The sequence below is a fragment of the Collinsella sp. Sow4_D11 genome (genome assembly GCF_052116465.1).
GTDB lineage: Bacteria > Actinomycetota > Coriobacteriia > Coriobacteriales > Coriobacteriaceae > Collinsella.
Genome location: NZ_JBQKLA010000009.1, coordinates 13,279 through 29,183, shown reverse-complemented (window position 1 = coordinate 29,183; position 15,905 = coordinate 13,279). Strand labels below are relative to the sequence as shown.

Below are 15,905 nucleotides of genomic sequence, written 5' to 3'. Positions count from 1 at the left end.
CGAAAAACGATGAGAGTCGAGGCCCCATGCAGCCGCTCACCGAACAAGAAAAGAAACACATCCAGCGGTACTGCACATACCCCAAGATCGCAGCGACCGCACTCGTCATGTCGTTCGTAGCATGCCTGTTGATGTTGCCGCTCCAAATGATCAACGATATCGCGTTCCACCAAAAGGAATTCCAACCCGCGGGCATGTATACCGCCATTGCACTCACCGCAATCGAACTCGTCATCTTTTGCTATTGCGCTCTTGCGCCGCGCTTTGGAATGCAGGGCAAACAGTGGAAGGAGCTGCAGAGCAGGCTTGCGGTAGCCCAAACCAACAAAGACCGCTCCGCGGAGGTCGCCGGCATGCTCGCCGCGCAAGATGCCTTGGAGCCCGTGTGCAAACGCGTCGCGGCAGACGACCCATACGAGTCGTATCACGACTACGGCTACCGCATTATCGGCTATCTGGGTGATATTGACCTCGGCGCTCAAGCAGCCTATGTCTACCTTTCTTTCGATGCAGATGGCATGCTCACGGACGTCGATTACACCAGTCAGATCGACCCCGAGGCAAGCCTTGCATACAACCTCGCCTGCAGCGAGCAGGATATCGCGACACTCTGCGCCCCCCGCTCAACGGGTTGGACATTTCCGTTGCCACACCGGGCCTCCTCACGCCATGCAGCCTGTCGGATGAATTTAAACAGGCATTTTTAGCCGGATCCCTATATGAAGAAATCAGCATCAAGACGGAGGACGAATCTATCAAGTCGTACTACACCTTTGACACCGAGCCCAAAGAAGAGTTCGACAAGTATATCCATCCGGAAATTAGCCTCATGCTCTCCGCAAAGGAGGACGAGCAACTTACGCTCTAATTGACGCTCGCAAACGCCGTCTATATCTCAAGGTCTAATACTTTTCCCGAGAAGTGAACGGCTATATTTGGACCCCCGAAGCATCGACATTTTTAGACGCCAAACCCGCAGGATTTGGCTGGCAAAACCGCAGGAAACCGCCTTCAATAAGTGTCGATGCTTCGGGGGTCCATTTTGACTCGTTCACTTCTCGGGAAAAGTATTAGACCTCGAATTACATGTCACTCAATGTGACAAAGGGACAGTCCCTTTGTCACATTATTCGGAGCGCAGGGCTTCCACGGGGTCTTTCTTGGATGCACTGCGGGCCGGCAGCAGGCCGGCAACGACCGTCAGCAGCACCGAAATTGCAATGAGCGCCAGCGCATCCTGCACGGGCAGGCTCATCAGATTGGGCACCTGTTTGGCAGCAAGCGCCCAGGCATTAACCGGAAAACTCACGGCCACCACAACGACAATAGCAAAGACACCGGCAATGAGGCCCTCGATAAAGGTCTCGGCATTGAATACGTTGGCCACGTTGCGCTTCGACGCGCCGATCGCGCGCAGGATGCCAATCTCCTTTTTGCGCTCCAGCACGCTGATGTAGGTGATGATGCCGATCATGATGGAGCTCACGACCAGGCTGATGCTCACGAACGCGATGAGCACCAAGCTGATGGTATTCACGATATCAGTCACCGAGCCCATGATGATGCCCATGTAGTCGGTGTACGAGATTGCCTGCTCGTCGTGGCCGGCGGCTTTGACCTGCTTGTTGTACGCATCGATATGGTCGAGTACGCGCTCCTTGGCCTCAAAGTCACGCGGGAAAATCTTGACCGAGATGGGATCCGCTTCATCCGCGTAGCCCAACGTGGTCAGATTGTTGTCGTAGGTGAGCTTCGACGCCTTGGCATAGCTCATCATGAGCGAGCTCAGGTCCTCGGCGTCCATGTTGAAGTGGATGGCACGAGCAAAGGCGCTCGCATCCACGCGCATGGCGCTCGCCAGGTTGGCAAAACTCGAAGACATCTGCGTCACCATCTGGTCCATGAGCCCTGCCGCGCCGGCCTTAAGCTGGGTCGACACGGTCGTTGCCACCTGCTCGCTGATCGCCTTCATCACCTGATCCATAGCCTGCTGCAGATACGGAGCCAACTGATTTTGGACATAGTCGGTCATCGCCTGTTGCAGGCGCTCGACCAGGGCATCGCCGCCGAGCGCCTTGAGCTGTGCCAGGCACTGCTGCGCCACAACATCGTTCTCGAGATACGCCGAGAATGCGGCAGCAAGCTTTGACGCGTCTTTGAGATCTTCGGGTGACAGCGCCCTAAACTGATCAGACCGCAAAAAGCCCTCAAATAGTTGGTTGGCAAGCGTTCCCACCTGTTGCATTTGCTCGGGCGTGAGCTCCAGACCGTCAAAGATGCCCGAAAAATCGGGGGTCGGCGCTTTGGCCATGATGTCGCTTAAGTCGATGTCTTTGCCAACGCCCGAAAGGTCAATATCCAGGCCCGACAAATCGATGCCCGAAAAATCCATGCCACCGGCAGCACCCGAGAGTGCAGACGCATCGAACGAGAACGCGCTCTTGAGCGCCGCCTCGTCCACACTGAACATACTGCCCAGATCCACGCCTTGCTTGGCCTCGCCTTGCAGTTCGTCGAAGGTTTTGCCCGTAAAGACATCCGTCTCGGGGTGGGCAAGTTGCTCTTGCACGATCTGCGAATCGGCGGCGCGCTCCATAAGCTGGCGAGTCAACGCATGCGTATAGGCAATGCCCGGAGACAACGCGCTCGCATTGGCCGTCTCGTTAGGTCGCACCACGCCCACAATGTGCACGTCAATACCGTCGGCAACCTTGGCCGTCATAAAGTCGGCGTCGCCGGACATGTCAGTCCACATGCCGGTCTCTTCGTTTTTGCGATAAGCATCGGCCGGCGACAACACCTTAAACGTCGTGGACAGCGCATCGTCGTAAGTAAAGTCGGCGCCGCTCTCAGGCGTCTCAATCTTACCGTCGGCGGCCATGGCACTGTTCACCAGGTCGTTGAGCTCATCGATATCCAGCGCACCGATGCTGTAAAGCGTATAGTCGCCCACCGTTCCACGGCTCGAAAGCACCATTACGGCTTCGTGAGCAGACGTAGGCCAATGGCCGGCGACGACATCGTACTGGCTGTCGAGCAGACTCTGATCGTCGATCATCTCGTTAAAGACCGAGGTCCCCATGGAGTCCATGCTCACCGTTGCCGCCGAGCTCGCACCACCGCTCATGGCCTCGGTCATAGCGTTGGGCACCAGCCGGACAGGCTTCTCATCGCCCTTGCCGGCACGATAGACAACCGGCGTCACGCCGTAACCGTACTGGATGGCGTTGACCTCTTTGTCGATACCGTCGCCGCCGGCATCGAGCCATGCCTTAAAGCTCGTCATATCGTTGGACTTAACACTTGCAAACATATCCTTTACGGCCGTGACCACAGGGATCTTATCGGTTCCCTGAGCCTTGCCGTCGGTGCCGTCATCGGACGAACCCTCGTTCTTGGACGTATCGTCATCCGTGGCCCCCTGTTCGCCCATCATGGACGACAGGTCGTAATCCTGCTTGGAAATGGTAAGCGGGTAGCTCGAAAGCGTATCCTCCTCGACCTTTTTGATGTAGCCGTTTACGCCATTGGACAGCGCCAAAATCGCCGCGATGCCAATAATGCCAATCGAGCCCGCAAAGGCCGTCATGGCCGTACGGCCCTTTTTGGTCATAAGGTTTCGGGCAGAAAGCCCCAGCGCCGTCACAAAGCTCATCGAGGTTTTGCGCGTAGGCTTGGCCTCGCGGCGCGTGGCGTCAGCGACATCGAAAGGATCAGAATCGTCGGTAATCTTGCCGTCCGCCAGGTTGACGATGCGCGTGGCGTACTCGTACGCCAGATCGGGATTATGCGTGACCATGATAACCAGACGGTCGCGCGCGACGTCCTTGAGCAAGTCCATGACCTGCACGGACGTTGTGGAATCCAAAGCGCCGGTCGGCTCGTCTGCCAACACAATCTCGGGATCATTAATCAGGGCGCGGGCGATGGCCACGCGCTGCATCTGTCCACCCGAAAGCTGACTCGGGCGCTTGTTCACGTGCTCGCTCAGACCAACGGCCTCGAGCGCCTTGCGCGCACGTTGGCGGCGCTCGGCGTGCCCCACGCCCGTGAGCGCAAGCGCCAGCTCCACGTTTTCCAAAATGGTCTGATGTGGAATGAGGTTATAGCTTTGGAACACAAAGCCGATGCGGTTGTTGCGATAGGCATCCCAATCGCGATCGTGAAAGTCCTTGGTCGAAATACCGTCGATCAGCAGGTCACCCGAGTCAAAGTGGTCGAGTCCGCCGATAACGTTGAGCATCGTGGTCTTACCCGAACCCGAGGGCCCCAGAATGGCCACAAACTCGTTATCCCGAAAAGACAGGCTCACGCTGTCGAGCGCCACCTGCGTAAACGACTGCGTAACGTACCTTTTGCAAATTCCTTTGAGCTCCAGCATGGACGGCAACCTCTCCTGCGCAGGCACCTTGCCCGCTCTCCCCCGCCGTTCGTATTCGACGCGTTTGTCCTACTCTATCCCCATTTTTTACCAGCGCAAGTGAGGAATGTAACGAAGCGCGCCAAAAAACGAGCAGGACGGCACATCGCGTGACGTACCATCCCGCGCATACCGCCGATAATGTGACAAAGGAACTGTCACTTTGTCACATTAGTCAATTGTGAGTGCATCCCCTGGAGCGATATCCGAAACCTCGCTGCCCAGCGCCAGCACGCCGTGCCAGCCTTCCTGTAAGCCACCTTTCTCGAGGATAAGATCCGAGCTGTCGATCGTACTGACGGCGGGCAGTGGTTTGCCAAGAATCGCGTTGGAAACATCCACCACTTCAAGAGTCCCGTGGCGGCGCGGTTGATGAGAACCTTTGCCGAATGGCGCAAGCCGCCGTGATAATCAAAAAGATGTCCACACGGATTGATATGCTCGCCGATAAAGAGCAGCCATGCCGCAATCTTCTCCGCGGCAACAATACGGAAGGCGACCATGAACGATTGCGGCCAAACAGGCACGCCTAAGGACAGCGCCAGTGTTTTTAGTGCTCGATGCGTACGAATACCACGGAAAGACACAAATTACGCTGCTGCATCTTTTGGACGACGAACGCTGGCGTTACTTTATCGATGCGGTGCCGGCAGCACCCGAACTTGAAATTGATGCCATACGCATCAATTTCAGTGCCGTATGCGAACAGCAGCCCATCAGCGATTTAGCATCCGAAGAATGGCTCGATTGTTGCTCAGACCCCATCGGCGTAAACCCCCAGGGAGAACTGTATTCACCCGAGCCTAAGCCTGCGGAGGCACTTTGACCCGTCTTTGTGGGTGAGCTTGAAAAGCGGTAAGCGCCCTGACCTGCCGTACAGCGAAATGGAAATTCCGCGGTCTCCATCACTTGATACGATACAAAACAGTAGACAATCCGAAAGGAGCAAACGATGGACCTTAATCCCAACAACGCATATGGAGTCGAAAAGGAAGACGTTGCGCGCATGGCAGAACTTGCCGGCATGGAGTTTGTCGACCATGGCGAGGACGAATACAACGAGGGTTTTCCTTCCGAAGATCTTATCTATGGGCCCGAGCAGGAAAAAGACCTCCTCGCCGAGATGGCAAACGTTGCATTCTCCACGCCTGGCGATGATTATGCCCAGTATATCTGCGAAAACAGAGAGCGCATCTACCGTGCGGCCCGTATGTCTTCAGCAGTTAGGGAAATGCTCGTCTTGGGCTACAGGCTGGGAGTTTCGTCCGGCAGCGGAGCCTGTATGAACGATTTAGGCGCCCTCTACTATATGGGAGACCTTGTTGAGCAGGACTACGCCAAGGCCGCGGAACTCTACGAAATGGCGGCCGACGCAGGTTGCTTCCAGAGCATCATCAGCCTCGGCTATATCTACGAGTACGGAAGGACTGGCAAGCCCGACCATGCCAAAGCCTATCAGTGGTATTCGCTTGCCGCAGCGCTTGCGCCCTCCAGCGAGGCGGTGTACAAACTCGGCGACATGTTCAGCCGCGGTCGCGCCGTGCCGCAAGATAGGTCAAAAGCATACCGCCTGTACGAACGCAGTCTTGAGCTTGCCCGCGACGATGCAGAGTTCGCCCAGCCCGCCATTCGCATAGCCTCTATGCTCATTGACCCCGACGCCCCCTCTTGTGGCATCGACCGTAATCCCCTGCGCGCGTTGGCGCTCTATCAACGCGCCGAAATCGGTCTGCGCATCGACATCGCCAATGGCATGACATATTACGCCAAGCGTCTCCGCGAGGCCATCGAAGGTCAGGAGAAGGCTCGTGAGCTCGTCGAGATGGACAATTTTGTGATTGACCGCTAAGTGCCACTTTCGCGCGTCTTATCAACATCAATGATCTGATCCTGCCATGGAGTCCCTCCATGGCAGGATCAGATGTTTACCTTGGCGCCGTCGATGGTCTTGAGCAGGAAATCGCCGTAATTGCTGCCGTCCTCAATCATCGGCATATCTTTATTGGCGGCAAGAAACACCTTTTCCCACAGTGCGCTATCGCTCGAAAGGATATCGTTCTCCTTTTGCATGAGCTTCGCATACAGCTCGGCGGCCTCGTCGGCATTGGTCGGCTACTGCGCGATGAGCTCCGCGATCTTAGGATCGGAGCTCGTAGATTCGCTCGCGTTGCCACCGGGCACCGAACATGCCACAAGACACAAGGCCAGCACCGGCACCATAAACAAGGCCGCAATCTTAGAAAGCTTCATGGTCATTCCTCCGTTTTGTCGAAGCTTGTTTACTTTTTATCGGCGGTCAGAGGGAGCTTTGCTGCCGACGCATCCAGGCCATAGCGATAGCTGATGGCATCGACGGGACAGGCCCCGATGCACTTTCCGCACCGGATACATTCGGCATGATTGGACGCGCGGACCACATCGACGTCCATCTGACAAACCTTTGAACACTTGCCGCACGAGACACATTTGCATGCGTCAACCCGAACCCCCAGTAGGGACACCTTATTCATGAGCGCATAGAATGCACCGAGTGAACAAATCCATTTGCAGAAGGGGCGGTAGAACAAAACGCTCAGCTCTACCACGGCAATGAGAACGACAAGTTTCCAGATAAAGAGCCACCCCAGCGCAGATCAAATACCGGCGTTGGCAATGGCCAGCGGAATGGCGCCCTCGAGCACACCCTGCGGACAAACATATTTGCCCGACTGCGAGACCAAGGTACTGATTCTGTCCGCGCGTGGTGAAGTATCCGTTAAAGTCTCCGGACTCGATGCCGGCGCCAACGATTACCTCACCAAGCCGTTTCATCTGGACGAGCTTGCGGCAAGGATCCGCAGCCTTACCCTCAGACGCTTTACACAAAGCGACATAGTTTTAACCTGCGGAAAGCTCAGCTTTGACACCAAGGCGCGCATCGCTTCCGTGGACAGTGAGGCTCTATCTCTTACGCGCAAGGAAACGGGAATCATGGAATACCTGATGCTTAATCAGGGGCGTCCGGTAAGCCAAGAGGAGCTTATCGAGCACGTTGCGCGGGAATGTGACGAATAACTGCCCCTTTCGCGCACACAAAAGCAAGGGGCCCATGCGCACAGAACCAACGCCATGCCGTGCGCGCGGTGCTGCCCGGTATGAGGGCCCGCCGCTCCGGCCATGTGTTCAACGTGAGCAGCTTGGGCGCTTACAACGTCGGACCGCTCTCGGGCGTGTACTGTGCCACCAAGCGCGCGGTAAAGGCGATATCCGAGACGCTCGACCAGGAGCTCGTGGTGGGTACGCCGGTCTACTTTGCAGGGGCAAACGGCGCGTTGCTCGCGCTGCTCGACCGCGCGTTTTACGCCGCGAGCGTGCACGGAAGACGGTTCGCCGGCAAGCCGGCATGCGCGGTGACGACGCTTTGGCGGGTGGGGTCCACCTCAACACTCGATGAACTGAACCGCTGCTTTACATTCAGTGGCATGCCAGTGGCCTCGTCGACCTACTGGAACATGATGTTTAACAGCGGCGACGACCCCTTTGGCGAGGACATGCTGCGCCAGCTCGGGGAAAACATGGCCCATCTGGTGAGGACGACAAGGGTCTAATGACCCGATAATCCCATCTACATTTGATTAACTTAGCGGACGCCTACTCGACAGCGGGCGTCCGTTGCATATGGGCGCCAACTTGTGGCGCCGCAAGGTCGGTCATTCTGGCTTCGTCGCTTGTGCCTTCAATCTCTCCTCAGCGCTCAGCATCGCAGGATGATACGGACACTTTTCGCCCATGCACACTGTATTGACCGCATAGCTATCGCAGGCTGGCGTCTTCTCCCATGCTTTAAGCTGTGGTCCGCCGAGCGCGTTAAAAAACGAAACGGCCTCACGAATCGCCACGCGCGCGTCTCGCTTGCAGCACCGTGGGCTTCCCGAGCGCGCGATGGCGGCAAGCAGCTCCGAAACCATAAGCTGCCCCTCCTGCCAGCCTTCACTGCGCAGCGGCGCATTGCCGCGCACGATTGCATATGCCATGCCCGCAGACGCAGCTGCCCCGCACATGCCCCAGCGGGCACACGTTGCCCCCGGCACGCAATCCGAACGAGACATCAAATCGGCAAGATCGTTTTTGAGCATCGCATCTCGCTCCCCAGATGCTTCGGCGTTGCGCCAGCACGCAAGCAGCACCGCGCCCACAATAAAATGGTGGATGGGGCCAAAAGCCACGCAGCGCTCATCTGCCATAACCTCTTCCAAAAGAGCCGCGGGCGTCACCGACGTACTGGCCATGAGCATCTCAACAATCCAGCCTGTTTGTTCGTCTTTTGCCATGCGGCATCCTCCTCTAAAACAAATTGTGCGCGCACTCCATTATGGCCTTCTTCTGCCCGGCGCGCTCAATGCGAAACAACCTGCTTCGCTCGTGCCGCCAACAAGCCCTGCTAGTTCTCGTCGCAAATCAGCCATGCTCAGGAGCAACACCAGAGGCGATGGCAAGCGCGATGGACAGTGGCAACACCACGACGGCAGCTCTTTTCGAAAAAGAAGGCCCCGCGCAATCGCGCGAGGCCTCCCCATTCGGGGACTATGATCAAAGCAGCCCAAAAAGCTTACTCCCACTCAACGGTGCCGACGGGCTTGGGCGTGAGGTCGTAGCACACACGGCAGATGCCGGGAACCTCGGCTGTGACGCGAGCGGTAATACGCTTGAGCAGTGCCCAGTCGAGCTCAGGCACCTCGGCGGTCATCACGTCGACGGTGTTGATGCAGCGGATGATGCAGGGCCAGTCGTAGGCGCGCTTGCCCTCGCGCACGCCGGTGGCACGGAAGTCGGGCACCACGGCGAAGTACTGCCAGATGGTCAGACCTGCCTTGTCGATCTCCTCGCGCACGATGGCGTCGGCTTCGCGCAGCGCCTCAAGACGGTCGCGGGTGATGGCACCAAGGCAGCGGACGCCCAGGCCGGGACCGGGGAACGGCTGACGCTCGACCATGTTCTCGGGCAGACCGAGCTCGCGGCCCACGACGCGGACCTCGTCCTTGTACAGCAGCTTGACGGGCTCGCAAAGCTCAAACTGCAGGTCCTCGGGCAGGCCACCCACGTTGTGGTGGGCCTTCACGCCATCCTGGGACTCCAGGATGTCGGGGTAGATGGTGCCCTGGGCGAGGAAGCTGACCTCGTCGCCAACCTTGCGGGCCTCCTCCTCGAACACGCGAATGAACTCGGCGCCGATGATTTTGCGCTTGGCCTCGGGCTCCTCGACGTCCACGAGCTTATCCAAGAAGCGATCGGTCGCGTCCACATAGACCAGGTTGGCGTCCATCTGGTTCTTGAAGACGTCGACGACTTGCTCGCTCTCGCCCTTACGCATCAGGCCGTGGTTCACGTGCACGCAGATAAGCTGCTTGCCGATGGCCTTGATGAGCAGGGCCGCGACAACCGAACTGTCGACACCACCGGAAAGGGCCAGCAGGACCTTCTTATCGCCGATCTGCTCGCGGATTGCAGCGACCTGCTCATCGATGAACACCTGGGCAAGTTCGGAAGTGGTGATACGCACCATGTCGTCGGGACGCTTGTTGGAATCCATGCAAAGCTCCTTTTCGGTTCGATGGGAATGCGTCACACGTATGCAGACGCACCGTCATATGCCCTCATTATATGCAGAACGAGATGCGTTTCCCATCGCTGCGACAAAGCTTTTTGCAGGGGTGGCAATTTTTCCTACTGTCGAGGCCAGCTAGGCTTCGGTAGCCACCTTGGCAGCATCGCCAATAGACTCTTCCTTTATACGTTCTGCGTAATCGTATGCCATACCCGCAAATTCCAGTCCCGAGTAACAGGAGTACAATTGCTGCTATTGTTGCCAGCTGTTGGGAGATGGAAGATGGACTGCGATGGCTACCCATGCGTTCCCATGCCGTTGATGTGCACCGCCTTTGTGCCGGGGCAGATTGACGCTGCGGTTGCAGGCATTTCCGACCCCGATTCGCGCGCCATTGCCACGGCAGAAGCGCTGTACTTTCGCGGACAGGCCACCCTCGCCGCCAAGACGGCGCGCCCCTATCTTGACGCCACCGACCCCGCACTGCGCTATTCCGCATGCTTTATCTGCGGATACGCCAGTCTGTCGCTCAACCGTATCGCCGATGCCCGCCGGTGCCTTACTGGCATCCTCGATACGCCGGCCGACGAGGAATCGCCTGCCGTCCACGCCATGCACATCCTGTTCGCCTCGGCCGCGAGCGTCCTGCTGCACTTGCCTTCCCCGTATTCCGCCGAAGAGTTTTATCCGCTTGCGGCGCATCTGCCCGAAGGCCTGCGCCTGTTCGCCAGCTACGTGATGGCGCACGCCTTGTATCTGCGCGGCGAATACGGCCGCAGCCTGGGCATGGTGGAAAATGCCCTGATCATGAAACAGGGAAGCTATCCCATCTCGGAACTGTTCCTGCACCTGGCGGCTTCCATGGCATGCATGAGCCTCAAGGACATCGATGCCGCAAAGGCACATTTCGGAGCCGCTTGGGACATTGCGCGCCCCGACGGCCTTATCGAGCTCATTGGCGAGCACCACGGCCTTTTACAGGGGCTCATCGAGGCGTGCCTAAAAGCGCAATACCCTGACGATTTCGCACGCATCATCGAGATTACGTATCGATTCAGCTACGGCTGGCGGCGCATCCACAACCCCGATTCGGGCGAGGACGTGGCCGACGATTTAACGACCACGGAGTTCACCATGGCCATGCTCGCCTGCCGCGGATGGACCAACGCCGAAATCGCACGCCACATGGAAGTATCGCCGGGCACTGTTAAAAACCGCCTATCAGGAGTGTATGCCAAGCTTGGTATCGGAACTCGCGCCGAGCTGGTCGCGCATATGTTGCGTTAGCGACCGGGCTGCCAAGCGCATCGAACGCGTTCCGGAACCCGGCGCTTCGCTCGATCAATTTGGACATTTTGACCCTTGAACGGCACTACCGCCACGGGGCACCTTCTCGCAAAATAGGATTATTTCCTCCGTTATTTGCGGGATGGGAGCCCAAAATGCTTGATCGTCGTTCGCTACTTATCGCCGGAGCATCCTCGCTGGCAGGCATCATGCTGCCTCGCGTGCCGAGCAGCGCAAACGCCTTCATACTGCCATTCGCCCCCACCGAGGCCTATGCCGACGAAGAAGACCCCTTCAAGGTGCTCGTTCTCTCGCGCACCATGTTTGGTGTGGTCGTGGTCGACGTCGCCAACAAGAATATGCCCATCAAGGGAGCCCAGGTCACGCTCGCGTCGCGTTATGCCGCGGGCAAGCAGATCTCCGCCACTACCGACGACGAGGGCACGGCCATCTTTGAGGTCGCGCCGCTTTCGGAAGGCTACGTGGACCAGGCAACGCTTCTCGACGCGTACGACTTTAACGGTGGCATCTCCATCAGCATGGCGGGCTACCGTGATGTCGAGATCCCCCTCACGCGCATCCAGGGCGGCACCGCCATTACCGCGCCCACACGTCCGCTTTCCGACGGTGAGCCGTACTTTCGCCAGCTTACGTTCGACGAGTGGGACATCCAGTACGCCGACGCCACGTTCATGGCACTGCCGAAGGACGACGCCGGAAACGACCAACCCGACACGCACGCCTTTACCGTGCAGGTACATCTGCCACAGGGTGGACAGGCAACGCTGTGCATCAACAAGGTAATGCCCGCCACGAGCAGCTCATCCGAAACCGTCACGCAAATTGGCCAAGTCAAGGCCAGTGCATCGGGTTCAGATAATCTGGCAACGTTCACACTCGAAGACACGTTCCTCGATGCAGCTTCGGGCCTTCTGGAGGAAGGATGCAAGCTGCGCTTTGTCCTCGACTATCAGGGCAAGACCTATACACTCTCCTCCCCCATGGCCGTTGTCACCGCGCCGGCCGCAAAGGCAGAATCGGGCTCGACCACTATCGTCCCCACCACCATGGACCAAGAGATTACTCCGTTTGATTTCCCGGCGGCGTTTCCCGGCATCGGCGGCAATAAGTTCACGTGCTGGATGCCCTCGTTCCCCATTTTGTTCGATTTCTCTTTTGCCGGATACGTGCTGTTTGGCGGAGGATACAAACCGGTCGGCTACATGAACGATTCGGGCAATCCGGATCCGGAATACTGGAAGAAGTCACCGCGCGAGTCGGGCGCCAAGCAGGCAAACCGCTACCTCGACGAGATGGAGGGGAAGTGGAATCAGTACAAAAGTATGAGTGCCGGTTCGGGCACCGATCCAAGGAACACTAAGCTGCTTCGTCACCACTGCACGCCGCGTTTTACGATGGATATCGCCACACAGCTGTACGGATCGCTCGCCTACGACTGGGTGGGCAAAACCTGGGGTGACAACAACGACCCCGCATTTGGCAATATTAAGGCCCTCTTCCAGGTAAGAACCAACCTCAATTGGACCGAGCAGTTTACCCTAGGACCGGTGCCGTTTTTCCTAAACGTCAACCCCTGGGTGCTGGCGAAGCTGGCGCTCGCCGTGGGTGCCCACACGCACGGCAGCGGCGCGGCGTTTTTTAAAAACATTTCGCTCGACTATTCAAACACCTCGGGCTCGTTCACCATCCAGATCGGGCTTGCCGTCACCTTTGGCGCCGGCGTTGCAGGTGTCGCTTCGTCTGCCGTGCGCGGCGCCGCATCCCTCACGCTGTTCATTGGGTACGAGAAGGCAGATGGACACCAGCTTCCGCGACTGCGCGTAGGTGCAGACGTCGATGTCGATGTGATACTCCAGTTCGTAATGTTCAAGTGGACCACCAAGGCTTGGTCGGGGTCGTGGCCCACACTCCTCGATTCGTGGAATATGTCGGTGAACAATGGCAACCAGTATGTGCTCCAGCGCTCTGAGCTCGCATTGGGTGGAGATACGCCTTACACGTTGGATGCCCGCTTCGGCACGGCCGGCAACGCCGAGGCAGGCGGCGTGCCGCAATTAATCGCATCGGCCACCATCGTCACCAACGCCGAGCTGCTCGCACGCGCCGAGGTTAAGGCCACTGCCGTAAACGTCGCGCCTGTCGTGCGCGATTGGGATCAAGCGGTCACGCGCATTGAGCTCGAGGCGGATGCAGAAAGCGACGACACGGGACAGATCGAGCATTTCGTCCATACACTGATAGAGAACGACGAAAAAGCCGCGCCGATGTATGAGTACACCTATATCGGGCAGGCGACGAACGCCGTTGCGGACCCCAACGCCAATTCTGCTGGTGTATCGGAGGACGAGCGTGGCGGCATAAAACCCTCGAGCGACAACGTGCTGTTTACTGGCGTGCTCAGCGAAGCCCACATGAAGCTGGCAATGATTGCCGGCGTAGAATGTCTGTTCCGTATCGCCTCGGTGCGCTACGGCGACAATGGCCGCTCGCGCCTGGTGGTGCACACAAAGGCAAACGGCACGTGGTCCGCTCCCACTCCCGTGGACTTTCCCCTTGGGTTTGGCGAGGGCGACGTGGAGCGCGACGGCATATTCGATTACGACTTCGACGTGGTGGAATATACGGACGGAAGAGGAAACCAGGACGCCTACGTGCTGCTGATCTCGGGCGAGCGCCCCGCCGGTGACAACACCCTTTTCGATACGGCAAGCACAGCCGGCATACTGTCCGTCGTGCGCCTGCGCATAAGTAATAGCGAAGTTCGCGTGGTGTCGTATACGTCGTGGCGCAGCATCTCGCGCGGCCGCCTTCAGGAGGATGGCTACCATTGTCTGCAGTGCCCGCGTATCACGGTGGGCAAGACGCTCGTCGACGGGCGCCTGTCGGGTGCCTACCTCCACCGCCGCGGAACCACCGCAGAAAAGGCGCTCGGCAGCGAGGCCGAGGTTGCGCTGGAATGCTTTACCTTGTGGTCGGATGATTTGGGCGACAGTCTCACGTTCCGTCAGGTCCTCCGCTTCCCGCAAGCACCGTCGAGTATCGAGCTGGGCAAGCCCGAGAATATCAACGGCAAAATGGTGGTGTCCGTTGCGTACGAGACCGCAGACGGTTGCGGCTGCGCATCGTACGCCGTGATCGGCCAGTCCATTGCGTGCTGGGACGTTATGTCACCAGACGCCACGGTACCTCATGCGGTGCCATGGCCACAACATTCGGGCTTTTTGGCAACCGTCAACGAGCAACTGCAGCATATTACTTGGACGCGAGGCGCATCGGCATTTGCAACGCAGCCCGTGGGTGCCGCAGGCTGTGGCCCGGCATCGTTTAGCGTAAGCAACAACGGCAGGTGCGTGCTCTATGTAGAGAACACCGATGGCAAGATGGGACAAACCTACGACGAAGAAGGCAACCCGGTAGCAGTGATGGGCAAGCACTTCCGCATCTTCGCCAGCACCTTGGCAGGCGATCTGTTCACGGAGCCGTTCGTGATGTGCGAGCTGGACCATCCCGTCGATCAGATAACGACATTTTTGACGTCGGGAGGCATGCTCTCCGCACTCGCCACGCACATTGTGAGCGCGGAGAAGAGCGAGGCAGAGCTGCACGGCATCGAAGTGCCCTTGGTGGCGTGTGCCACTCCGACGGGCGCGGTCGCTACCTCGGGCGCGGTGGTACCCGGAGCAGCAGGCGAATCCTTCATGGTCACGGTGCGAAACGACGGCAACACCTTGCTGACCGCCGGCACGATCGATCTGTACCGAGAGGGCTCCAGCCAGCCGTTCTCCAGCGCATCCATCGGATTCGGACTGAACGCACGCATGGTTTCGATCTACGATCCAGAGCTTGCCGAGGATGCTTCGGCCAAAGACATGGCACACGTGAAGTACGCGCTCGAGACGCTGGGCGCACGTCTTGCAACGCACCCGCTGGTAGCCGACAACGGCAACGCCGTGCTGGCACCGGGTTGCACGGCACAGTTCCGCATGAGCTTCGCCATCCCCGAGAGTTGGAGCGACGATGTGGGCAAACGCGTAACGCTGTATGCGAAGGCGCATAATCTGGTGGCGCTCGATCCCGTAACGCTCGAGGAAATTCGACCGGGTGCAAACTCGGCGCTGGGTGCCGTACTGCACGAGCTTCATGTGCCCGACGCGGCATGCGAACGCTCCGAAGTTCAGGTCGGCTTATGCGACAGCGCGGATACGACGGGGCTTCACGATGCACCGATGACGGCGGACGACGGTGGCGGCTCGGGTGGCGGCGATACTGACAAGGGCGGCGGCTCCGGCGGAAGCAGCTCCAGCAGCGGCAAGGACCACAACAATAGCAAGCGCCCCGGAAAAGCGGGCGCGCTTGCGGGCACGGGCGATACATGCGCTCCCCTTACGGCAGCCGCTGCAGCACTCGCCGCGGCAGGCGCCGGCCTCGTCGCCTACAGCGCCCGCCGCACGGCGCTCGAAGCCGATACCGCCAATGAGGTCAATTCGGATAGGCCCCGCTAGCTCCTGGTTACTTTTATGAGAGACGCCGACTCGGCTCATTCGTCATCGCTATGCGGACATTACAACTTCGGTTCGCAATTCAAACTTACTC

14 protein-coding genes are annotated in these 15,905 nt (G+C 58.5%); 7 read left to right on the top strand and 7 right to left on the bottom strand.

Annotated features, from left to right (window positions below; all coding sequences use genetic code 11):
• Positions 1-26: 26 nt before the first annotated feature.
• Positions 27-707 carry a hypothetical protein gene (locus ACTQ40_RS05410; RefSeq protein ID WP_441563543.1) on the top strand — a complete coding sequence of 227 codons (681 nt, stop codon included), beginning with the start codon at positions 27-29 and terminating at the stop codon, positions 705-707.
• A 419-nt stretch (positions 708-1,126) separates the two neighbouring features.
• Here ACTQ40_RS05410 and ACTQ40_RS05405 read toward each other — a convergent pair whose 3' ends face one another.
• Together ACTQ40_RS05405 and ACTQ40_RS05400 are read right to left on the bottom strand one after the other, a co-directional pair.
• Positions 1,127-4,381 carry an ABC transporter ATP-binding protein/permease gene (locus tag ACTQ40_RS05405; RefSeq protein WP_441563542.1) on the bottom strand — a complete coding sequence of 1,085 codons (3,255 nt, stop codon included), beginning with the start codon at positions 4,379-4,381 and terminating at the stop codon, positions 1,127-1,129.
• A gap of 210 nt (positions 4,382-4,591) precedes the next feature.
• Entirely contained in the window at positions 4,592-4,762 is a 171-nt protein-coding gene (locus tag ACTQ40_RS05400) for a hypothetical protein (protein WP_195838573.1), read from the bottom strand.
• Between the two features lie 211 nt (positions 4,763-4,973).
• Here ACTQ40_RS05400 and ACTQ40_RS05395 point away from each other — a divergent pair, with 211 nt between their 5' ends.
• Together ACTQ40_RS05395 and ACTQ40_RS05390 are read left to right on the top strand one after the other, a co-directional pair.
• Positions 4,974-5,246 (top strand): hypothetical protein, encoded by a 273-nt coding sequence (locus tag ACTQ40_RS05395; protein ID WP_441563541.1) that lies wholly within the window; start codon positions 4,974-4,976, stop codon positions 5,244-5,246.
• 126 nt (positions 5,247-5,372) lie between these two features.
• Complete coding sequence (locus tag ACTQ40_RS05390; RefSeq protein WP_441563540.1) at positions 5,373-6,269, top strand: tetratricopeptide repeat protein; 897 nt, start codon at positions 5,373-5,375, stop codon at positions 6,267-6,269.
• Positions 6,270-6,337: 68 nt separating this feature from the next.
• On the opposite strand, the gene ACTQ40_RS05385 is transcribed toward ACTQ40_RS05390, so the two are convergent.
• Genes ACTQ40_RS05385 through ACTQ40_RS05375 form a run of 3 tightly spaced genes read right to left on the bottom strand, consistent with a single transcriptional unit; the run spans position 6,338 to position 6,849 of the window.
• The gene (locus ACTQ40_RS05385; RefSeq protein WP_441563539.1) at positions 6,338-6,490 is read right to left on the bottom strand and encodes a hypothetical protein; all 153 of its coding nucleotides are present in this window, start codon (positions 6,488-6,490) and stop codon (positions 6,338-6,340) included.
• Positions 6,491-6,532: 42 nt separating this feature from the next.
• Positions 6,533-6,670: a hypothetical protein gene (locus ACTQ40_RS05380; protein ID WP_441563538.1), complete on the bottom strand. Its 138-nt coding sequence runs from the start codon at positions 6,668-6,670 to the stop codon at positions 6,533-6,535.
• Positions 6,671-6,699: 29 nt separating this feature from the next.
• A complete protein-coding gene (locus tag ACTQ40_RS05375) occupies positions 6,700-6,849 on the bottom strand; it encodes a 4Fe-4S binding protein (protein ID WP_427719404.1) in 150 nt (49 codons plus the stop codon).
• Positions 6,850-7,120: 271 nt separating this feature from the next.
• Between ACTQ40_RS05375 and ACTQ40_RS05370 the strand changes: the two genes are divergently transcribed.
• Both ACTQ40_RS05370 and ACTQ40_RS05365 read left to right on the top strand, forming a co-directional pair.
• Positions 7,121-7,474, top strand: a complete 354-nt coding sequence (locus ACTQ40_RS05370) for a response regulator transcription factor (protein ID WP_441563537.1) — start codon at positions 7,121-7,123, stop codon at positions 7,472-7,474.
• Between the two features lie 59 nt (positions 7,475-7,533).
• The gene (locus ACTQ40_RS05365; protein ID WP_427719388.1) at positions 7,534-8,007 is read left to right on the top strand and encodes a flavodoxin family protein; all 474 of its coding nucleotides are present in this window, start codon (positions 7,534-7,536) and stop codon (positions 8,005-8,007) included.
• Between the two features lie 102 nt (positions 8,008-8,109).
• Here the strand turns inward: ACTQ40_RS05365 and ACTQ40_RS05360 are convergent, their stop codons facing one another.
• Both ACTQ40_RS05360 and guaA read right to left on the bottom strand, forming a co-directional pair.
• On the bottom strand, positions 8,110-8,730 hold the full coding sequence (locus ACTQ40_RS05360; RefSeq protein ID WP_441563536.1) for a DUF5714 domain-containing protein: 621 nt from the start codon (positions 8,728-8,730) through the stop codon (positions 8,110-8,112).
• 278 nt (positions 8,731-9,008) lie between these two features.
• Positions 9,009-9,989: a glutamine-hydrolyzing GMP synthase gene (gene guaA, locus ACTQ40_RS05355; protein WP_427794284.1), complete on the bottom strand. Its 981-nt coding sequence runs from the start codon at positions 9,987-9,989 to the stop codon at positions 9,009-9,011.
• Positions 9,990-10,316: 327 nt separating this feature from the next.
• On the opposite strand from guaA, the gene ACTQ40_RS05350 reads away from it, so the two are divergent.
• On the top strand, positions 10,317-11,291 hold the full coding sequence (locus ACTQ40_RS05350) for a helix-turn-helix domain-containing protein (protein ID WP_441563535.1): 975 nt from the start codon (positions 10,317-10,319) through the stop codon (positions 11,289-11,291).
• Between the two features lie 155 nt (positions 11,292-11,446).
• Positions 11,447-15,814 (top strand): hypothetical protein, encoded by a 4,368-nt coding sequence (locus tag ACTQ40_RS05345; protein ID WP_441563534.1) that lies wholly within the window; start codon positions 11,447-11,449, stop codon positions 15,812-15,814.
• Positions 15,815-15,905: the final 91 nt, after the last annotated feature.